This window comes from Nonomuraea sp. NPDC049695 (assembly GCF_040674955.1).
Lineage (GTDB): Bacteria > Actinomycetota > Actinomycetes > Streptosporangiales > Streptosporangiaceae > Nonomuraea > Nonomuraea helvata.
In genome coordinates this window covers 48745-69321 of sequence record NZ_JBFANV010000062.1, presented here as the reverse complement: position 1 = coordinate 69321, position 20577 = coordinate 48745, and the positions used below count along the sequence as shown (strand labels likewise).

Below are 20577 nucleotides of genomic sequence, written 5' to 3'. Positions count from 1 at the left end.
CTTGCCGGAGAAGGCGCCGCCACCGTGGCGGGCCATGCCGCCGTAGGTGTCGATGATGATCTTGCGGCCGGTCAGGCCGGCGTCGCCCATGGGACCGCCGATCTCGAAGCGGCCGGTCGGGTTGACGAGCAGGCGGTAGCCCTCGGTGTCGAGCTCGAGGCCGGCCAGCACGGGGTCGACCACGTGCTCCTTGATGTCCGGCGTCAGCATCTCCTTGAGGTCGATCTCCGCCGCGTGCTGCGTGGAGACCACCACCGTGTCCAGGCGGACCGGCGTGTCACCCTCGTACTCGATGGTCACCTGGGTCTTGCCGTCGGGACGGAGGTAGGGCACCACACCCGTCTTGCGCACCTCCGACAGCCGCTGCGCCAGCCGGTGGGCCAGGGTGATCGGGAGCGGCATCAGCTCGGGGGTCTCGCGGCAGGCGTAGCCGAACATGAGCCCCTGGTCACCCGCGCCCTGGCGGTCCAGCTCGTCGGCGTCGGTGCCGCCGCTGACCCGGTGCTCGTACGCGTCGTCGACACCCTGGGCGATGTCGGGGGACTGCGCGCCGATCGAGACCGACACACCGCAGGAGGCGCCGTCGAAGCCCTTGTGCGAGGCGTCGTAGCCGATCTCCAGGATCTTCTCCCGGATGAGGGCCGGGATGTCGACGTAGGTCTCAGTCGTGACCTCGCCTGCGACATGGACCTGGCCGGTAGTGATCAGCGTCTCGACCGCGACCCGGCTCCTGGGGTCGTCCTTGAGCATGGCGTCGAGAATCGCGTCACTGATCTGGTCAGCGATCTTGTCCGGGTGGCCCTCGGTGACCGACTCGGAGGTGAACAGGCGACGTGACAACTCAGTGGCTCCTCATGCAGCGGCTGCTGACGGATGTAAGGCCCAGGACGCATGGGCACGCCTGAGCCTCGCCGAAGTCTAGCCCTACCCGGCGCCGGGGCGCGAAACCGTCCACTATCTGGCTCCCGTCACAGCTCAGGCAGAGGGTCGGGTGGCAGGGTCTCCGGCGCGAAGACCTCCGCGTCGGCGGCCGCCACCACGGCGGCGTACTCCTCGTCGAACTCGAATGTCATCGAGTTTAGCTCGATGATCGGTCCAGGCAGGATAGGGCCGAGCCTGGTGTGTCGCGGGAAAGCCGCGAGCACCGCGACCGGCCGGTCACTCCTGAGCGTCCTGGTCGCCAGCACCGAGATAGCCGAGCCGGTGACCACGATCAGGAAGTTCCCCGTCCCCGTCGGCACCGTGGACACCGCGGGAAAGACGTAGTGGATCTCCCCCTGGTCGCCGAGCAATGTTCTACAACGATCCCTGACAGCAGAACCCACCGGCATTCCATCCCCCCTTGGCCCAAGTATCCGCAGGCGCGCGAGGATGTAGCAATAGTCGATCAGGTAATCGGTCTTACGCCATTTGGGCGTTCGCGTCCCTTTTGTAATGCGCACGCGGCGGACGCCGTGATCCGGGGCCCCACGAGGTCAGGAGAGGCGGGCCGCGACCAGGTCCCACACGGCGTCGGCGACGTCCTCCTTGGGCCCGAACGGCACCTCGACCGGCTCACCGCCCGCGACGAGCACGGTGGCCGCGTTGTCGGGGGTCCCGAAGGCGAGGCCCTCCCCCACCTGGTTGACGACCAGCAGATCACAGCCCTTGCGGGCGAGCTTGGCCTGCCCGTTGGCGAGCACGTCGTCCGTCTCGGCCGCGAACCCGACGATCACTTCCGGGTACGCCCTGAGCGCTCGGCGCGACGCGGCGTCAAGCCCGCCGCCACCCGGCCTCGAGTCGCCCGGTTCCGGCGACATGACTCCGGAGGGCGACGGCTGTGCGGTCGCGGCACCGGACGGGTGCGGCATCGCAACTCCGAGGCTCGCGGCTTCCGGAGGCGACGACTGCGACGTCGCGGCTCCCGTGCCGGCCACTCCCGTGCCGGCCACTCCCGTGTCGGCTGCTTCCGTGCGCGCTGCTCCCGTGGGCGCGCCTTCCAGGGGCGCGGATCCCGTGCTCTCGGCTCCCGGAGGTAGCGACTGCGAGGGCGAGAGGGGCGGCGTTCCACCGCCGGAACGCGCTTGCGCCGTGCGGGCGTCGCGGCGGAGTGTGCCGAGCTCGGCGAGGATGTCAGGATTCTTCGTCAGAAAGATCGGCTCAGGCTCGCCGTCCGTCTTCTTGATCTTCGTGTCGTGCCGCGTCGCAGGCCGGAAGTCGGCCACGGCGGCGGCCATGACGACCACGTCGGCGTCGGCGGCGGCGGCGAGCACCGCCTCGCGCATCCCGGCCGCCGACTCCACCCGGACGACCTTGGCCCCGGCGGGGTCGGGCAGGGCCACGTTCGCCGCCACCAGGGTCACCTCGGCGCCCCGGGCGGCGGCCGTACGGGCCAGCGCGTACCCCTGCAGCCCCGAGGAGCGGTTGCCGATATAGCGGACGGGGTCGATCGCCTCACGGGTGCCGCCGGCGGAGATGACGACCTTGCGCCCGGCCAGGTCGAGAGGGCGGCCGCGCAGCACGCGCAGACAGATCTGGAAGATCTCGGCCGGGTCGGGCAGACGGCCGGGGCCGGTGTCGGCGCCGGTGAGGCGGCCCACGGCGGGGTCGATCACGACGGCGCCCCGCTCGCGCAGCGTCGCGACATTGGCGCGGGTGGCGGGGTGCTGCCACATCTCCGTGTGCATCGCCGGCGCGAACACGACGGGGCACGTGGCCGTCAGCAGTGTGTTGGTGAGCAGATCGCCGGCCAGCCCGTGGGCCGCTCTCGCGAGCACGTCGGCGGTCGCGGGCGCCACCACGACGAGGTCGGCCTGCTTGCCGATCCGCACGTGGGGCACCTCGTGAACGTCGTCCCACACCTCTGCCGACACGGGGTTGCCCGACAGGGCGGCCCAGGTGGGCGCGCCCACGAACTTGAGCGCCTCGCGGGTCGGGACGACCCGCACCTCGTGCCCGGACTCGGTGAACAGGCGCAGCAGCTCGCAGGCCTTGTACGCGGCGATGCCGCCGCTGACGCCCAGGACGACCTTCATCGAAGGGGTCAGACCGCGCCTTCGATCGGCTCGGCGTTGAGGAGACCCTCGGAGACCTCGCGCAGCGCGATGGACAGCGGCTTCTCCTGCGCGTGCGTCTCGACCAGCGGCCCGACGTACTCCAGCAGGCCCTCGCCGAGCTGGGAGTAGTAGGCGTTGATCTGGCGGGCGCGCTTGGCACCCATGATCACCAGGGAGTATTTGCTGTCGACGATGTCGAGCAGCGCGTCGATCGGCGGGTTGGTGATGCCCTCCGCGGCCGGGGTGGTGCCTGCCACGATGTCAGACCTCTCGGTTGGTGGTTGTCGTGACCCCCTGAGGGTCAGTCATCAAGGCTATCAGCCGAGAGCACACGTCTTGGACGTTCGTGTTCACGAGGCTCAGGTCGAACTCCGGCTCCGCCGCCATCTCGATCCGCCCCGCGTCGAGGCGGCGCGCGATGACGTCCTCCGGCTCGGTGCCTCGACCGCGCAGCCGCTTCTCCAGCTCCTCCCACGAGGGCGGGGCCAGGAATACCAGCAGCGCCTCAGGCATGCTCCTGCGCACCTGCCTGGCGCCTTCGAGGTCGATCTCGAGCAGCGTCGGTACGCCGTCGGCGAGCTTCTTCAGCACCGGCTCGCGCGGCGTGCCGTAGCGGTTTCCCGCGAACTCCGCCCACTCGAGCAGCTCTCCGGCCGCCACGAGCCGGTCGAACTCCTCGCCGTCGACGAAGAAGTAGTGGACCCCGTTCACCTCACCGGGCCGGGGCCTCCTGGTGGTCACCGAGACCGACAGCCACACCTCGGGGTGTGCCTGCCGGAGCTCGGCGACGACCGTGGACTTGCCGACGCCCGACGGCCCTGAAAGGACCGTCAGCCGCCGTTCGCTCAAGGGCAAGAATCCGACCTCCGCTCCGGGCCCGAATGCCTCGTAGGCACTGACTTCGCCGGACCAGGACCTGTCGGTCACTTCCTACCCCCCGTTGAACCTGCGCTTTCTTGTGGAACAGAGATTAGCTCTCGTTGCCACCGAACTCGCGCTCGAGGGATGCCCTCTGGTTCGCGCCGAGACCCCGCACGCGGCGGGACTCGGCGATGGCAAGCCGCTCCATGAGCTGCTTGGCGCGGACCTTGCCCACGCCGGGGAGCGATTCCAACAGGGCCGAGACCTTCATCTTTCCGATGACGTCATCGGTCTGCCCATCCTTGAGCACCTCAGCCAGAGAAACCGCGCCATGCTTGAGCCGGTTCTTGACCTCGGCACGCTCTTTACGGGCCTTGGCAGCCTTCTCCAGGGCTGCGGCGCGCTGCTCAGGGGTCAGTGGAGGAAGAGCCACGCCGGGTCACCTCGAATTTCTGTCGATGTACTCGGACGGGAAGGGAAACTAGCTGGTCATCGCCCCCTAAGCAACGTCAAGAGCCGTTTCTCTCCGCACAAAATCCACTTCATCACTGTCCGTGTCTGTAAAATTACATTCCGCTGATCAAATCGCCCCCACTTCCCGCTTCTCGCGTCGCCTCACGACGGTGTCGCGAAACGCAACGATGATCGCATTCCAGTCGCCAACAGATGTCCGAAACCCCGTCCACACCAGGCCCGAAACCAGAACGAAGATCGCGCACAAGTGCCCCCGCGCATGCATTACGATCTTGTGATGGCACCCGCAGAACCATGATCCGAAGGCCCGCCCGACGGACCCTCCGTACGACGGTTCAGGGGGACCCGGGAGCGAATGACCGGCACACGCGTTTCACAGCGCGCAAATAGGCCTCAGAACGGCGGTGGAGGCCCCGGCCGACGATTCGCCACGGTGGCCGGTCAAGAATGCGCGTCGTCACGGCGAGCGACCCGTGAGCCTTCACGACCGGCCATGACAGAAGGCAAGGGACGTCGGCGCGTGCGGCCCACCGGGCGCAGCCGTACAAGATGAATGTTTTGACGGGCGCGCGGCCCACCGGGCGCAGCCGGACAAGATTGAAGAAAAGCGCGAGTCAGGCGCGCCGGGCGGGGGTCACGACGCGCGCCGGAGGGATGCCGCGATGGAGGCGGCGGCCGCGCCCGGATCCGGGGAGGCGGTGATGGGCCGGCCGATGACCAGGAGGTCGGCGCCGTCGGCGAGTGCCTGTTCGGGCGTGGCCACCCGCGCCTGGTCCTGCGTGTCGGCCCCGGCGGGCCGCACTCCGGGCGTGATGAGCGTGATCCCCTCCCCCACCTCCGCCCGCACCGCCGACACCTCGTTGGGCGAGCACACCAGTGCCGTGGCCCCCGACTCCACCGACAGCGCGGCCAGGCGGCGTACGGCGTCGTCGGCGGGCCCCACGAGCCCGATGCGGCCCAGGTCCTCCTCGCTCAGCGAGGTCAGGATCGTCACCGCGGCGATCCTGGTGTGCGGGTCGGCGGCCTCCACGGCGGCGCGGATCATGGCCGGGCCGCCTGCGGCGTGCACGGTGAGGATCGCCGGGCGCAGCCGGGACACGGCGCGGGAGGCGCCGGCGACGGTGTTCGGGATGTCGTGGAGCTTGAGGTCGAGGAACACCTGTACGCCGCTGGCCCCCCGGACGGACGCGATCACGTCGGGACCGTAGCGGAGGTAGAGCTCCAGACCCACCTTGACCGTGCTGACGTGCGGTGTCACCAGCGCCGCCCACCGGGCGGCGGTCTCCAGGTCAGGGGCGTCCAGGGCGACGGCGATGGGCGCGGGAGTCAGGAGAGGCGCGGGGGTCAAGAGGTGCTCTCCTCGCAGGCGATGGGTGCGGCGGTCAAGAGGTGCTCTCCTCGGTTTCATGACGGATCATGGCGTGCTCTCTTCGGAGTCGACGAGCAGGTGGCGGGGGGCGCTCCCCGGCGGGCGGTGGGCGAGGCCCACGGCGTCGGCCAGGCGCTGGAAACCGCGGGCCCTCAGCAGGTCCTCCAGCTCGCGTTCGATGCGCAGGCAGGCGTAGGGGTCGTGGAACAGCGCCGTGCCCACTCCGACCACGCAGGCGCCCGCCAGGACGAGCTGGAAGGCGTCCCTGCCGCTCATCACGCCGCCGATGCCGATCAGCGGCACCCCCGGGAGCGCCGCGTGGACCTGCCACACGCACCGTACGGCCAGCGGCAGGATGGCGGGCCCGGACAGCCCCCCGGTGACGGCGGCGAGCGAGGGCCGCAGCGCCTCGGTGTCGATGGCCATGCCGAGCGGATTGTTGATCATGGACAGCGCGTCCGCCCCGGCGTCCACGCAGGCCCGGGCGACCGACACGATGTCGGCCACGTCGGGCGCGAGCTTGGCCACGACCGGCACGTCGTAGCGCATGATGGACCGCACCGAGGCGATGACCTCGGCGGCCGCGCTGCCCTCGCGGGCGAAGACGCGGCCGCGGTCCTCCATGTTCGGGCAGGAGAGGTTGACCTCCAGCGCGGTGACCCCGGGCGCGTCGGCGAGCCTGCGGGCCAGCTCGGAGTATTCGGCGACGGTGCCGCCGCCGATCGAGACGATGGTCTTGATGCCCCTCTGGGCCAGCCAGGGCAGCTCGCGCTCCAGGAACGCGTCGATGCCCGGGCCCTGCAGCCCGACGGCGTTCAGCAGGCCCGAGGGAGTCTCGGCCATGCGCGGCGTGGGCCGCCCCGCCCTGGGCGCCATGGTGATCGAGCGGGTGGTCAGCGCCCCGAGCCGGTGCAGGTCGAAGAACTGGGCGAGCTCCCGCCCGGAGGCGGCGCATCCGGCGGCCGTGGTGATCGGGTTCGCCAGCTCCACGTGCGCCAGAAATGTCCGCATATCAACTGACATGTCGCGCACCGCCTCCGGGGGCGCCGAGCGCGTCGAACGGGATCGTTCCCACGTCCTCGAACCGCACCCGCTCCCCCCGGAACACCGGCCCTTCAGCGCACGCCCGCACCATCCTGGTCACTCCGTCGTCACCGATGACGGGCAGCACGCACGTCATGCACACCCCGATGCCGCAGGCCATCGACTCCTCGACGGCCACCTGCACCGGGATGTCGAACTCCATCCCCACCGCCGTCACGGCCCGCAGCGTCTCCATGGGCGCGCAGGCGTAGACCGCGTCGGCCCGCGTGTCGGCGATCACCGAGGGTAGCGCGTCGGTGACCTTCCCGCGTAGTCCGAGCGAGCCGTCCTCGGTGGTCAGCGTGGTGGTCTCGGCGATCCTGCGGGCCCGCATGGCGCCGAACACCCGCTCGGCCCCGGCTCCGCCCAGCACGAAGTCGACCCGGCAGCCCCGCGCCAGCAGCGCGTCGGCCAGCGGGAACAGCACGGCGGAGCCGTACTCGGAGCCGACCAGCACGCAGTGCGCGGGATCACGCGGCAGCGGAAAAGGGCGGCCGAGCGGCCCGACCAGGTCGAGCGTGTCGCGGGCGCGCCGCTCGGCCAGCCAGGCCGTGCCGGGGCCCGAGGCGGTGAAGACCAGCTCGACCGTGCCGCCGTAGTCGGCCTTGACGTCGTGGATGGACAGCGCGCGGCGCGTCACCATCGACGTGTAGGCCCCGCCGACCGCCACGGAGACGAAGTGACCGGGGCGGTAGCGCTCGGCTATGCCGGGCGCCACCACCGTCAGCGCATGGTAGGCGTCGACCCGGCGCGTCGTCAGCACCGTGCCCGTCACCTGCACCGGAGTGCCGGCCAGTCGTCTTCACCTCCCGTGCGGGGTCAGCCCCGTAGTGCCTGCGCGTGCTCCTGCAGGGACCGTACGCCGACGTCGCCGCGCACGATCGCCTGGATGCCCGCCGCCGCGGCCGCGAGCCCCGCGACCGTGGTGATGCACGGGATGCCGCGCAGCACCGCGGCGGTGCGGATCTCGTAGCCGTCGAGCCGCGGGCCGGACTGCCCGGGGCTGCCGAAGGGCGTGTTGACGATCAGGTCGACCTCGCCGTCGAGAATGGCCTGCACGCTCGTGGGCTCACCTCCGGGACCCGTCCTCTCGCTGTGCTTTCGCACGATCTTGGCATGGACGCCGTTACGGCGCAGCACCTCGGCGGTGCCCTCAGTAGCCAGGATCTCGAATCCGAGATCGGCCAGCGCCTTCACAGGGAAGATCATCGCACGCTTGTCCCTGTTGGCCACGGATACAAACGCGCGTCCCTTGGTCGGGAGCCGGCCGTAGGCGCCCGCCTGCGACTTGGCGTACGCGATCCCGAAGTGCGCGTCGATGCCCATGACCTCGCCCGTGGAGCGCATCTCCGGCCCCAGCACGATGTCGACGCCCCTGAACCGGTTGAACGGCAGCACCGCCTCCTTGACCGCGATGGAGGCGTCGAGAGGCAGCGTCCCGCCGTCGCCGGTCGCGGGCAGCATGCCCTCCTCGCGCAGCGAGGCGATCGACGCGCCGAGCATCACCCGGGCCGCCGCCTTGGCCAGCGGCACCGCGGTGGCCTTGGACACGAACGGCACGGTACGGCTGGCGCGCGGGTTCGCCTCCAGGACGTACAGGACGCCGGCCGACATCGCGTACTGGACGTTCAGCAGCCCGCGCACGCCCACGCCCCGGGCGATGGCCTCGGTGGCGGCGCGGATGCGCTTGATGTCGTGGCTGCCGAGCGTGATGGGCGGCAGCGCGCACGCCGAGTCGCCGGAGTGGATCCCCGCCTCCTCGATGTGCTCCATGACGCCGCCGAGATACAGCTCGGACCCGTCGTACAGGGCGTCGACGTCGATCTCGATGGCCTCGTCCAGGAACTTGTCCACCAGCACCGGGTGGCCGCCCTCCTGGGCCGCCATGTACGTCGTCAGCGTCTCCTCGTCGTACACGATGGCCATGCCGGCGCCGCCGAGCACGTAGGACGGGCGGACGAGCACGGGGTAGCCGATCTCCTCGGCGATCTCCCGCGCCTCGGCCACGGTGAGCGCCGTGCCGTGCTTGGGCGCGGGCAGGCCCGCCTCGGCCAGCACCCGCCCGAACGCGCCGCGCTCCTCGGCCAGGTGGATCGACTCGGGCGAGGTGCCGACCACGGGCACGCCCGCGTCCTTGAGCGCCTGCGCGAGCCCCAGCGGCGTCTGGCCGCCGAGCTGCACGATCACGCCCGCCACCGGGCCCGTCTGCTGCTCGGCGTGCACGACCTCCAGGACGTCCTCCAGCGTCAGCGGCTCGAAGTAGAGCCGGCCGGAGGTGTCGTAGTCGGTCGAGACGGTCTCGGGGTTGCAGTTGACCATGACGGTCTCGAACCCGGCCCTGGCCAGCTCGAACGAGGCGTGCACGCACGCGTAGTCGAACTCGATGCCCTGCCCGATGCGGTTGGGCCCGGAGCCGAGGATGATGACCTTCTCGCGCTCGCCGTAGGGGACCTCGCTCTCCTCGTCGTAGGTCGAGTAGAGGTACGGCGTCCTCGCGGCGAACTCGGCGGCGCACGTGTCGACGGTGTTGTAGACCGGCCGCAGCCCCAGGGCGTGGCGCAGGTCGCGCACCCTGGCCTCGTCGATGCCGCGGATCTCGCCGAGCTGCGCGTCGCTGAAGCCGTGGCGCTTGGCCCGCTCGAGCACCTCGGCGGTCAGCTCGGGCGCGGCGGCGACCGCCTCGGCCTCCTCGTGGAGCAGGAAGAGCTGGTCGACGAACCAGGGATCGACGTTGGTCGCCTCGAAGAGCTCCTCGGGCGTGGCGCCCGCCCTGATGGCCTGCTGCATGGTGCGCAGCCGCCCGTCGTGCGGGGTACGGCACGCATCCAGCAATGCGGATTTATCGTCAACAGGGCCGGCCCAGCTGAAGGCCGAGTCCTTCTTCTCCAGCGACCGCAGCGCCTTCTGCAGCGCCTCCGGGAAGGAGCGGCCGATGGCCATGGCCTCGCCCACGGACTTCATGTGCGTGGTGAGCGTCTGGTCGGCGCCCCTGAACTTCTCGAACGCGAACCTCGGCACCTTCACCACGATGTAGTCGAGCGTCGGCTCGAAGGAGGCCGGGGTCTCCTTGGTGATGTCGTTGGGGATCTCGTCGAGCGTGTAGCCGATGGCCAGCTTGGCCGCGATCTTCGCGATCGGGAAGCCGGTGGCCTTCGAGGCCAGCGCCGAGGAGCGCGACACGCGCGGGTTCATCTCGATGACGATCATGCGCCCGGTGCGCGGGTCCACCGCGAACTGGATGTTGCAGCCGCCGGTGTCGACGCCGACCTCGCGGATGACCGCGATGGCGACGTCGCGCATGTTCTGGTATTCGCGGTCGGTCAGGGTCAGCGCGGGCGCGACGGTGACGCTGTCGCCGGTGTGCACGCCCATCGGGTCGATGTTCTCGATGGAGCAGACGATGACGACGTTGTCGTTCTTGTCGCGCATGACCTCGAGCTCGTACTCCTTCCAGCCGAGGATCGACTCCTCCAGGAGCACCTCGGTGGTCGGAGAGGCGTCGAGCCCCGCGCCGCCGATGCGGCGCAGGTCGTCCTCGTCGTAGGCGAACCCGGAACCGGCGCCGCCCATCGTGAACGACGGCCGGATCACCACCGGGTAGCCCAGCTCCTCGGCGGCGGCCAGGCACTCGTCCATCGTGTGGCAGATGGCCGACCTGGCCGACTCGGCGTTGAGCCCGTGCTCACGGGCGACCTTGGCGACGATCTCCTTGAACCGCTCGCGGTTCTCCCCCGCCTGGATCGCGTCGAAGTCGGCGCCGATCAGCTCGACCTCGTACGTCTCCAGCACGCCGGACTCGTGCAGCGCGACCGCCGTGTTGAGCGCGGTCTGCCCGCCCAGCGTCGGCAGCAGCGCGTCCGGCCGCTCCTTGGCGATGATCTTCTCGACGAACTCGGGGGTGATGGGCTCCACGTACGTGGCGTCGGCGAACTCCGGGTCCGTCATGATCGTCGCCGGGTTGCTGTTGACCAGGATGACCCGGAAGCCCTCGGCCCGCAGCACGCGGCACGCCTGGGTGCCCGAATAGTCGAACTCGCACGCCTGGCCGATCACGATCGGCCCCGAGCCGATCACCAGGACGGACCTGATGTCCTCACGCTTGGGCACGGCTCATGACCTCACAGAACTCGTCGAAGAGATAGGCCGCGTCGTGGGGGCCCGCGGCGGCCTCCGGGTGGTATTGCACGCTGAAGGCGCGGCCGTCGAGCAGGCGCAGCCCCTCCACGCAGCGGTCGTTGAGATTGACGTGGCTGACCTCGGCCTGGCCGTACGGGGTGTCGAACGGCCCCTCGAGCGGCGCCTCCACGGCGAACCCGTGGTTGTGCGCCGAGATCTCCACCTTGCCCGTGCGCACGTCCTGGACGGGCTGGTTGACGCCCCGGTGCCCGTACCGCAGCTTGTAGGTCGAAAGGCCCAGGGCCCGCCCGAAGAGCTGGTTGCCGAAGCAGATCCCGAAGAACGGGACCTTCGCCTCGAGGACGCCCCGCAGCGCCGAGACGTCCGCCGTGGCGGGGTCGCCGGGCCCGTTGGAGAAGAACACGCCGTCCGGACCGACCGCCATGATCTGCTCGTACGTGGCCGTCGCGGGCAGCACGTGCACCTCGCAGCCGCGCTCGGCCATCCGGTGCGGCGTCATGCCCTTGATGCCGAGGTCCACGGCCGCGACCGTGAACTTCTTCGCGCCGATGGCGGGCACCACGTAGGGCTCGTCGGTGGCCACCTCGGCGGCCAGGTCGGCGCCCTCCATGCGGGGCGACTGACGCACCCGCTCGACCAGCTCCTCGACCGGCTCGGTGGGCGCGCTGAAGATGCCGGCGCGCATGGCGCCGCGCTCGCGCAGGTGGCGGGTGAGCGCGCGGGTGCCGGAGATGGCGATCCCGACGACGCCCTGCTCCTTGAGGTAGTCGTCGAGCGAGCGGTTGGCCCGCCAGTTGGAGACGACACGGGACGGCTCGCGCACGACGTAGCCGGCGACCCAGACGCGCTTCGACTCCGGGTCCTCGTCGTTGACGCCTGTGTTGCCGATGTGGGGCGCCGTCATGGCGACGATCTGCCGATGGTAGGACGGGTCCGTGAGGGTCTCCTGGTAACCGGTCATACCGGTGTTGAAGACCATCTCGCCGAACGTCTCGCCCTCGGCGCCGTACGGAGTCCCGTGGAAGACGCGGCCGTCTTCCAGGACGAGCACCGATGTGTTCAAACCAGCTTCCCTTCGAGAACGGTCGGCCTGCCGCGCAGGAACGTGGCCACTACCCTGCCGGGCAGCGTCATCCCCTCGTACGGGGTGTTCCGGCTCTTCGACGCGTATGCCGACGGATCCACCTCGGTGCGTACGGACGGGTCGTACAGCGTGATGTTGGCCGGAGCGCCCGCCTCCAGCGGCTGGCCCTGCCCGGACAGGCGTCCGATGCGCGCGGGGACGACGGACATGCGCTCGGCGACGCCCGCCCAGTCGAGCAGGCCCGTCTCGACCATGGCCTCCTGGACCACGCTGAGCGCCGTCTCCAGGCCGATCATCCCCATGGCCGCGGCCGACCACTCGGTCTCCTTGTCCTCGACCGGGTGGGGGGCGTGGTCGGTGGCGACGACGTCGATCGTGCCGTCGGCCAGCGCGGCGCGCAGCGCCTCGACGTCGGCGCGGGTGCGCAGCGGCGGGTTGACCTTGTAGATCGGGTTGTACGCGCCCACCGGGGACTCCTCGACGAGGTCGTCGGTGAGGAGAAGGTGGTGCGGGGTGACCTCGGCGGTGATGTTCCAGCCCTTGGACTTGGCCCAGCGGATGATCTCGACGGAGCCGGCCGTGGAGACGTGGCACACGTGCAGCCTGGAGCCGACGTGGGCGGCCAGGAGGCAGTCGCGGGCGATGATCGCCTCCTCCGCGACCGCGGGCCAGCCGGTCAGGCCGAGCCTGCCGGAGACGACGCCCTCGTTCATCTGGGCGCCCGCGGTCAGCCTGGGCTCCTGGGCGTGCTGGGCGATGACGCCGTCGAACGCCTTGACGTACTCCAGGGCGCGGCGCATCAGCACGGCGTCGTCCACGCACTTGCCGTCGTCGGAGAAGACCCGCACGCGGGCGGCCGAGTCGGCCATCGCGCCCAGCTCGGCGAGTTGCCTGCCCTCGAGGCCGACGGTCACGGCGCCGACGGGGTGCACGTCGCAGTGCGCGAACTCGCGCCCGAGCCGCCACACCTGCTCGACCACGCCCGCGGTGTCGGCGACCGGCGAGGTGTTGGCCATGGCGTGCACGGCGGTGTATCCGCCGCGGGCCGCCGACTGCGTCCCGGTCTGCACGGTCTCGGCGTCCTCGCGGCCGGGCTCACGCAGGTGCGTGTGCAGGTCCACGAGGCCGGGCAGCGCGATCGCGCCGCCACCGTCCACGGCCTCCGGCCCTTCCAGGCCCGGCCCGATCTCGGCGATCACCCCGTCCGAGATGCGGATGTCGACGGGCTCCCCGCCGAGAATCCGAACATTACGGATAATCACGCGCTCTCTCCCCCAAGCAGCAGGTACAGGACGGCCATGCGGATGGTCACGCCGTTGGTGACCTGCTCGACGATCGTGGACCGGGCCGAGTCGGCCACCTCGGCGGCGATCTCCATGCCCCGGTTCATCGGCCCGGGGTGCATCACGATCGCGTCGTCGGGCATCTTGGCGAAGCGGTCGCGGTCGAGCCCGTACCGGCGGGAGTACTCGCGCTCGCTGGGGAAGTACGCGGCGTTCATCCGCTCCTTCTGCACGCGCAGCATCATCACCACGTCCGACTTGGGCAGCACGGTGTCCAGGTCGTACGACACCTCGCACGGCCAGGAGCCGACGGCGACGGGCAGCAGCGTGGGCGGCGCCACCAGCGTGACGTCGGCGCCGAGCGTGTGGAGCAGCAGCACGTTGGAGCGGGCGACCCGGCTGTGCAGCACGTCGCCGACGATCGTGACCTTGCGCCCGTCGAGATTCCCCAGGCGGCGGCGCATCGAGAAGGCGTCGAGCAGCGCCTGCGTGGGGTGCTCGTGGGTGCCGTCGCCGGCGTTGACGACACTGCCGTGCACCCAGTTGGCCAGGCGGTGCGGCGCGCCGGAGGCGCTGTGGCGGATGACCACCGCGTCGGCGCCCATGGCCTCGAGGGTGAGCGCGGTGTCCTTGAGCGACTCGCCCTTGGACACGCTCGACCCCTTGGCCGAGAAGTTGATCACGTCCGCGGACAGCCGCTTGGCCGCCGCCTCGAACGAGATCCGCGTACGGGTGGAGTCCTCGAAGAACAGGTTGACCACGGTGCGGCCGCGCAGCGTCGGCAGCTTCTTGATGGAACGTTCCGAGACTCTCGCCAGCTCCTCGGCGGTGTCGAGGATGAGCAGCGCGTCGTCCTTGGACAGGTCGCCGGCGGAGATCAGGTGGCGGTTCACTTGTCGTCCCCCTTCACGAGCAGCACGGCGTCGCGGCCGTCGATCTCCTGCAGGTAGACCCTGACCTTCTCGCTCTTGGCCGTGGGAAGGTTCTTGCCGACGTAGTCGGCGCGGATGGGCAGCTCGCGGTGGCCGCGGTCGACCAGCGTGGCCAGCTGCACGGCGGTGGGACGGCCGAGGTCGTTGAGCGCGTCGAGCGCGGCGCGCACGGTGCGGCCGGAGTAGAGGACGTCGTCCACGAGCACGACCACGCGGCCGTCGATGCCGTCCGGCGGCAGCTCGGTGCGGCCGAGCGGCCGGGCGGGCTTGAGCCTCAGGTCGTCCCGGTACATCGTGATGTCGATCGAGCCGACGGGGATCTTGACGCCTTCGAACTGCTGGATGCGGTCCCCGAGCCGGCGGGCCAGCGTGGCGCCGCGGGTGGGGATGCCGAGGAGCACGACGTCGTCGGCACCCTTGGTGCGCTCGAGGATCTCGTGCGCGATCCGGGTCAGCGCCCGATGGATGTCCGGGGCTTCGAGCACGGCTCTGGAATCGGACATGGCGAATCTCACCACCTTTCCCGCCTCACGGGACGGGTCTTAAAGGGTGTTGGTCGGCACACACAGTACCAGGGGCTACCAGGAACAACGCGAGGGGGCTTCCGCCTGCGTCACCACGCGCCCACGGGGTACGGATGGCGTACCGGTCTTCTCGGGGAAAGAGGCTGATACTGCCCGAGAACGCCGTCTGGAGGGAAACAGCGAAGATGGCCTTTCATGTCGATTCCGAGGTCGGACGCCTGCGCCAGGTGCTCCTGCACCGGCCGGACCTGGCGCTCAAGCGGCTGACCCCGTCCAACAAGGACGCGTTCCTCTTCGACGACGTGCTGTGGGCCAGGCGCGCGATAGAGGAACACGAGGAGTTCCAGCGGGTGCTGACCGACCGCGGGGTCAAGGTCCACCTGCTGGCCGACCTGCTCACGGAGACCGTCGAGATCCCGGAGGCGCGCAAGCACATCCTCGACGCGGTCATCGACGAGCGCTGGCTCGGCCCCGGCGCCATCGACGAGGTGCGCAACATCCTCGACGCCATGGACTCGGCGACGCTGCAGGTCTACCTGACCGGCGGCGTCACCAAGCGCGAGCTGGTCGAGCTGGGCTGCGACTTCGACTCCGTGACCTTCCACACCACCGGCGACGACGACTTCGTCCTGCCGCCGCTGCCCAACCACCTCTTCACCCGCGACACGTCCTGCTGGATCTACGACGGCGTGTCGATCAACGCGATGAAGAAGAAGGCCCGCATGCGCGAGACGGTCAACATGGAGGCCGTCTACATGTACCACCCGACGTTCGCCGACGGGTTCGGCCGGCCGGAGACGGGCGGCTTCCACTGCTGGATGCCGGGGCAGTCGGTGGCGCCGGCCACCATCGAGGGCGGCGACGTGCTGGTCATCGGCCGGGGCGCGGTGCTGGTGGGCATGAGCGAGCGCACCCAGCCGCAGGCGGTCGAGATGCTGGCGCAGCGGCTGTTCGCCGCCGGCTCCGCGCGGACGATCGTGGCGCTGGACATGCCGAAGGCGCGGGCGTTCATGCATCTCGACACCGTGATGACGATGCTCGACGTCGGCGTGTTCACCGAGTACGCGGGCCTCGGGATGCTGCCCGCGTACACCATCGAGCCGGGCGAGACGCGCAAGGAGCTCAAGGTCACCGATCATCCTCCTGAGCACATGCACAAGGCCATCGCCCACGCCCTCGACCTGCCCGACATCACGGTGCTGACCCCCAAGCAGGACGTCCGCGCGGCCGAGCGGGAGCAGTGGGACGACGGCTGCAACGGGCTCGCGCTGGAGCCCGGCGTGGTCGTCGCCTACGAGCGCAACACCACCACGAACAACTACCTGCGTGACAACGGCATCGAGGTCATCACAATCAGGGGCAGCGAGCTCGGCAGGGGGCGCGGCGGCCCGCGCTGCATGAGCTGCCCCCTCGAACGCGACGCAGCATGAGACGGGGCATGAGGGGGCACGGATGCGGGTCATCGTCGCGCTGGGCGGCAACGCGGTGCTCAAACGCGGCCAGGCACCGGACGCGGACGTCCAGCAGGCCAACATCCGGACGGCCGTCAAGACGCTCGCCCGCCTGGCCCTCGAGCACGAGCTGGTCATCACCCACGGGAACGGCCCGCAGGTGGGGCTGCTGGCCGTGGAGAGCGCCGCCGATCCGAACCTGACCAGGCCGTACCCGTTCGACACGCTGGGCGCGCAGACGCAGGGCATGATCGGCTACTGGATGCAGCAGGCCCTGCAGAACGCGCTGCCCGGCCGGCAGGTGCTGGCCATGGTCACGCAGACGCTGGTGACGGCCGTCGATCCCGCCTTCGAGAACCCGACCAAGTTCGTCGGGCAGGTCTATGACCAGGAGGCCGCGGAGAAGCTGGCCGCCGAGTACGGCTGGACGGTCAGGCAGGACGGCCCCCATTGGCGGCGCGTCGTCCCCTCGCCCGTTCCGCGCCGCATCGTCGAGACCCGGCTGATCCGGATGATGATCCGCGAGGGCGTGGTGGTGATCTGCGCGGGCGGCGGCGGCATCCCGGTCGTCCGCGACGAGCGCGGCCGGCTGACGGGCGTGGAGGCGGTCGTCGACAAGGACCTCACCGCCGCGCTGCTGGCCGAGGCGCTGGATTGCGACGCGTTTCTGAGCCTCACCGACGTGCCGCGCGTCATGCGCGCCTTCGGCACGCCGCACCAGAGCGAGATCGCCCACACCACGCCGCACGAGCTGCGCGCCCTGGAGTTCCCGGCCGGGTCGATGGGGCCGAAGGTGGAGGCGGCCTGCCGGTTCGTGGAGACGACGGGCGACATGGCCGCGATCGGCAGGCTGGACGAGGCCGAGCGCATACTCGAGGGCTCAGCGGGAACGATCGTGACACCGAACGGCAGGTGGCCGCTGACGAGCACGCTGTAGGGGTGTCCGATGACACTGGCCCGACGGCTCTTCCGCACTAAACCCACCGAGCGCATCGTCGCCGAGGGCGGCCACGGGGAGGGCGGCGAGCTGCGGCGCACCATGTCGCTGTGGCAGCTCACGCTCTTCAGCGTCGGCGCCACGCTCGGCACCGGCATCTTCGTCATCCTGGGTCAGGCCGTGCCCAAGGCGGGGCCGGCGGTGGTGCTGTCGTTCGTGCTGGCGGCGATCACGGCGCTGTTCTCGGCCCTGTCCTACGCCGAGCTGGCCGGGACGATCCCGGTGTCCGGCTCGTCCTACTCCTACGCGTACGCGACGCTGGGCGAGCTGGTGGCCTGGGTGTGCGGCTGGTGCCTCATGCTGGAGTACGCCGTGTCCGTGGCGGCCGTGGCCGTGGGGTGGGGCGAATACCTGAACGCGTTCCTGCGGGCCCTGTTCGGCTTCACGCTGCCGGATGCCGTCACCCGCTCCCCCGGCCAGGGCGGCGTGGTCAACGTCGCCGCGATCGTCATCGTCCTGCTCGCCACGTGGCTGCTGCTGTACGGGGCCTCCGAGAGCGCCACGGCGAACGCGATCTTCGTGGTGATCAAGGTCGTGGTGCTGCTCTTCTTCTGCGTGGTGGCGTTCACGGCCTTCCAGACCCGCAACTTCACGCCGTTCGCCCCCATGGGGGTGGCCGGGATCACGGCGGCGGCCTCGCAGGTGTTCTTCTCGTACATCGGCTTCGACGCCGCCTCGACCGCGGGTGAGGAGGCCAGGAACCCCAAGCGCGACCTGCCCCTCGCGATCATCCTGTCACTGGCCGTCGTGACGGCCGTCTACGTCCTGGTGGCCGTGGCGGCCATCGGCGCGACGCCGTGGACGGGCTTCGACCCGAACAAGAGCGAGGCGAGCCTCTCCCACATCGCCGACCTGGCCACCGGCGCGTCCTGGCCGGGCCTGATCGTCTCCTTCGGCGCGGTGATCGCCATCGCCAGCGTCGTGCTCACGGTCATCTACGGCCAGACCCGCATCCTGTTCGCGATGTCCCGCGACGGGCTCATCCCGCGGATCTTCCAGCGGGTGAACATGCGCCGCCAGGTCCCCGTCGCCAACACCCTCATCGTCGCCGCGTTCATCTCCGTGCTGGCGGGCCTGGTGCCACTCGGCCAGCTCGCCGAGGCCACCAGCATCGGCACGCTGTTCGCCTTCGCCATCGTGAACGTCGGCGTGCTCGTCCTGCGCCACCGCAGTCCCGAGCTGCCGCGCGGTTTCCGCGTGCCGCTGTTCCCCGCCACGCCGGTGCTCGGCGCGATCTTCTGCGTCATCGTGATGGCGGGCCTGGCCGGGGCCACGTGGGCGGCGTTCGGGCTGTGGATGCTCGTGGGCCTGATCTGCTACTTCGTGTACGGCTACGGCCATTCGCGGCTGAACGCCGAGGTGACCTGAATGAAGCTCGACGACGTGCTGGCCGGCTATGTCCCTGAGCCTCAGGGACGGGACGGGCTGGCGCTCGCCGTACTGCTCAAGGAGCAGGCGCAGGGCCGCCTGACGGTGGCGTTCGTGCAGCCGCCCACGTGGTCCGTGCCCGGGCCCGCCAGGGCCGAGGAGAGCGCGTGGCGGGCCTACCTGATGGAGCTGGCCGAGGCGACGCTCTGGCAGGCTCGCGAGCTGGCGGGCGACGACGCCGACTACGTGGTCCACGCGCACAAGGGCAGCGGACGCGGGCTGGTGGAGCTGGCGCGCAAGCGCGCCGCCGACGTGGTGGTGATCGGCTCGGCCCCTGGCGGCGACCCAGGGCGCATCACCCTGGGCAGCACCGCCGACCAGCTCCTGCACTCCTCCTCCGTCCCCGTGCTGCTCGCCCCGCGCGGCTACGCCGACGAACGCCCCGCCGCACTCGAACGCCTCACCGTCGCCTACCGCCGCGGCCCCGGCTGCGACGCGGCGGTCAAGGACGCGACGGCGGTGGCCGCGGCTCTGGGCGTCCCCCTGCGGCTGGTCACGCTGGTGCTCAGCAGCGACAGGCACGCCGAGATCGAGGAGGACCTGCTCGAACGCCTGCGCGACCAGGCGGCCTCGGACCTGCGGACGGCGACCCGCGGGCGGCCGGAGGCGGAGGTCGAGGTGCTGGAGGGCCGCAACGTCGCTCAGGCGCTCCGGACGACCTCGTGGCTCCCCGGTGAGATGATCATATGCGCTTCGAGCGCCACCGGGCCACTCAGGCGGGTCTTCCTGGGCGACACCTCGCTCAAGATCGTACGGGCTGCGACCTGTCCTGTCATGATTCTCACCCGGCGGAACTGACGGGCGAAATTCTCCGTCAAACTATGACGAAGTACTGTTACAAATGAGACACCAGGGGCGTTTGTGGCGTTCTCTACCGGACCGGATTCGGCATCTTTTTTCCAATCAGCTTGACCTTAGGCGTCCGCCCCTTTACCGTCACTGTCCGTAACCACACCTCGCGGCGTCCTGGGTTTAAACCTGGGGCCACGGCTACCGTTGGTGCCTAGCACGGCACCAGACCCCCCGGTGGCTAGGGCATACGCCGCAAGGGAGCACAATCTACTGAGAGCGATACATACTAGAGCCGGGGGGCCACAGAATGCCGTCTGAGTACGCAAAGTCGCTGGGTGCACGACTGCGCGCGATCCGCACCCAGCAGGGGCTTTCCCTGCACGGGGTCGAGGAGAAGTCGCGCGGCAGGTGGAAGGCCGTAGTCGTGGGCTCTTATGAGCGTGGCGACCGAGCGGTGACCGTGCAGAAGCTTGCCGAGCTTGCCGACTTCTACGGGGTGCCCGTATCCGAGCTGCTGCCGGGTGGCGCCGCGCCCAGCCCGCTGGGGCCGACACCCAAGCTTGTGATCGACCTGGAGCGCCTGGCCGCGCTGCCCAAGGAGAAGGCGGGGGCACTGGCCCGCTACGCCGCCACGATCCAGAGCCAGCGCGGTGACTACAACGGCAAGGTGCTGTCGATCCGCCAGGAGGACCTGCGCTCCCTGGCCGTGATCTATGACAAGTCGCCGAGCGAGCTGACCGAGGAGCTCATCAGCTGGGGCGTCCTCGACGCCGAGGCGCGCCGCGCCGTCGAGTCGTTCTGAGGCCGGTCTCGGCCTGAGTCTGCCGCCCGCTCACGGGCTCGCCGCCGCCTGGCGCCGGCGAGCCCACCGGCTTCCTGGCCCCGGGGACGGCACACCTCGGGCCTCTGCAGTGTGATGAAGATCACCGGCCGCCGCCTTCACGCCTGAGTCTGTACGGGCGCGGGTGGCGTGCCGCGAATGATGTGCCACACATGGCACCGCGCCTCGGTGCCGCTTCCTTCGTTGCGAGTGCCTGCCGTCAGCCGAGCCCCGTCCATAGCGGGGCCGTAGCGCGTGGGGCGGCCGTAACCCGTCCCACAGCGAATGCGGGCTTCACAGGGCGCGT

19 protein-coding genes are annotated in these 20577 nt (G+C 70.3%); 5 read left to right on the top strand and 14 right to left on the bottom strand.

The window, feature by feature from the left end:
- From metK to pyrR, 14 genes are all read right to left on the bottom strand, one after another.
- Positions 1-840, bottom strand: an 840-nt coding sequence (gene metK / locus AB0J64_RS38845; RefSeq protein WP_364038929.1) for a methionine adenosyltransferase, incomplete at its 3' end; no start/stop codon positions are given.
- Between the two features lie 128 nt (positions 841-968).
- Positions 969-1331, bottom strand: a complete 363-nt coding sequence (locus AB0J64_RS38840; protein WP_364038926.1) for a hypothetical protein — start codon at positions 1329-1331, stop codon at positions 969-971.
- A gap of 144 nt (positions 1332-1475) precedes the next feature.
- Positions 1476-3014: a bifunctional phosphopantothenoylcysteine decarboxylase/phosphopantothenate--cysteine ligase CoaBC gene (gene coaBC / locus AB0J64_RS38835; protein ID WP_364038923.1), complete on the bottom strand. Its 1539-nt coding sequence runs from the start codon at positions 3012-3014 to the stop codon at positions 1476-1478.
- Positions 3015-3022: 8 nt separating this feature from the next.
- Complete coding sequence (gene rpoZ, locus AB0J64_RS38830; protein WP_043638590.1) at positions 3023-3292, bottom strand: DNA-directed RNA polymerase subunit omega; 270 nt, start codon at positions 3290-3292, stop codon at positions 3023-3025.
- Between the two features lie 4 nt (positions 3293-3296).
- On the bottom strand, positions 3297-3890 hold the full coding sequence (gmk, locus tag AB0J64_RS38825; RefSeq protein WP_344985231.1) for a guanylate kinase: 594 nt from the start codon (positions 3888-3890) through the stop codon (positions 3297-3299).
- A 115-nt stretch (positions 3891-4005) separates the two neighbouring features.
- Positions 4006-4329 carry an integration host factor, actinobacterial type gene (gene mihF, locus AB0J64_RS38820; RefSeq protein WP_020541698.1) on the bottom strand — a complete coding sequence of 108 codons (324 nt, stop codon included), beginning with the start codon at positions 4327-4329 and terminating at the stop codon, positions 4006-4008.
- Between the two features lie 675 nt (positions 4330-5004).
- Positions 5005-5700: an orotidine-5'-phosphate decarboxylase gene (pyrF, locus tag AB0J64_RS38815; protein ID WP_364038938.1), complete on the bottom strand. Its 696-nt coding sequence runs from the start codon at positions 5698-5700 to the stop codon at positions 5005-5007.
- 84 nt (positions 5701-5784) lie between these two features.
- Positions 5785-6762, bottom strand: a complete 978-nt coding sequence (locus AB0J64_RS38810) for a dihydroorotate dehydrogenase (RefSeq protein ID WP_344985232.1) — start codon at positions 6760-6762, stop codon at positions 5785-5787.
- The gene (locus tag AB0J64_RS38805) at positions 6752-7618 is read right to left on the bottom strand and encodes a dihydroorotate dehydrogenase electron transfer subunit (protein WP_364038935.1); all 867 of its coding nucleotides are present in this window, start codon (positions 7616-7618) and stop codon (positions 6752-6754) included. Before AB0J64_RS38805 ends, AB0J64_RS38810 begins: the two co-directional genes overlap by 11 nt.
- Positions 7619-7641: 23 nt before the next feature.
- Complete coding sequence (gene carB / locus AB0J64_RS38800) at positions 7642-10929, bottom strand: carbamoyl-phosphate synthase large subunit (RefSeq protein WP_364038918.1); 3288 nt, start codon at positions 10927-10929, stop codon at positions 7642-7644.
- Entirely contained in the window at positions 10916-12022 is a 1107-nt protein-coding gene (gene carA, locus AB0J64_RS38795; RefSeq protein WP_364038915.1) for a glutamine-hydrolyzing carbamoyl-phosphate synthase small subunit, read from the bottom strand. Before carA ends, carB begins: the two co-directional genes overlap by 14 nt.
- Positions 12019-13305, bottom strand: a complete 1287-nt coding sequence (locus AB0J64_RS38790; protein WP_364038912.1) for a dihydroorotase — start codon at positions 13303-13305, stop codon at positions 12019-12021. Before AB0J64_RS38790 ends, carA begins: the two co-directional genes overlap by 4 nt.
- On the bottom strand, positions 13302-14219 hold the full coding sequence (locus tag AB0J64_RS38785; protein WP_364038909.1) for an aspartate carbamoyltransferase catalytic subunit: 918 nt from the start codon (positions 14217-14219) through the stop codon (positions 13302-13304). Before AB0J64_RS38785 ends, AB0J64_RS38790 begins: the two co-directional genes overlap by 4 nt.
- Positions 14216-14761 carry a bifunctional pyr operon transcriptional regulator/uracil phosphoribosyltransferase PyrR gene (gene pyrR, locus AB0J64_RS38780; protein ID WP_357598707.1) on the bottom strand — a complete coding sequence of 182 codons (546 nt, stop codon included), beginning with the start codon at positions 14759-14761 and terminating at the stop codon, positions 14216-14218. Before pyrR ends, AB0J64_RS38785 begins: the two co-directional genes overlap by 4 nt.
- A 206-nt stretch (positions 14762-14967) precedes the next feature.
- Here pyrR and AB0J64_RS38775 point away from each other — a divergent pair, with 206 nt between their 5' ends.
- The 5 genes from AB0J64_RS38775 to AB0J64_RS38755 all read left to right on the top strand — a co-directional run bounded on the left by AB0J64_RS38775 (position 14968) and on the right by AB0J64_RS38755 (position 20252).
- Positions 14968-16212 carry an arginine deiminase gene (locus AB0J64_RS38775; protein WP_364038906.1) on the top strand — a complete coding sequence of 415 codons (1245 nt, stop codon included), beginning with the start codon at positions 14968-14970 and terminating at the stop codon, positions 16210-16212.
- A gap of 22 nt (positions 16213-16234) precedes the next feature.
- Positions 16235-17170 carry a carbamate kinase gene (gene arcC / locus AB0J64_RS38770; protein ID WP_364038903.1) on the top strand — a complete coding sequence of 312 codons (936 nt, stop codon included), beginning with the start codon at positions 16235-16237 and terminating at the stop codon, positions 17168-17170.
- Positions 17171-17179: 9 nt separating this feature from the next.
- The gene (locus AB0J64_RS38765; protein ID WP_364038900.1) at positions 17180-18598 is read left to right on the top strand and encodes an amino acid permease; all 1419 of its coding nucleotides are present in this window, start codon (positions 17180-17182) and stop codon (positions 18596-18598) included.
- On the top strand, positions 18599-19456 hold the full coding sequence (locus AB0J64_RS38760) for a universal stress protein (RefSeq protein WP_364038897.1): 858 nt from the start codon (positions 18599-18601) through the stop codon (positions 19454-19456). It abuts the gene before it with no gap.
- A 301-nt stretch (positions 19457-19757) separates the two neighbouring features.
- Positions 19758-20252 (top strand): transcriptional regulator, encoded by a 495-nt coding sequence (locus tag AB0J64_RS38755; RefSeq protein ID WP_055503136.1) that lies wholly within the window; start codon positions 19758-19760, stop codon positions 20250-20252.
- Positions 20253-20577 lie beyond the last annotated feature (325 nt).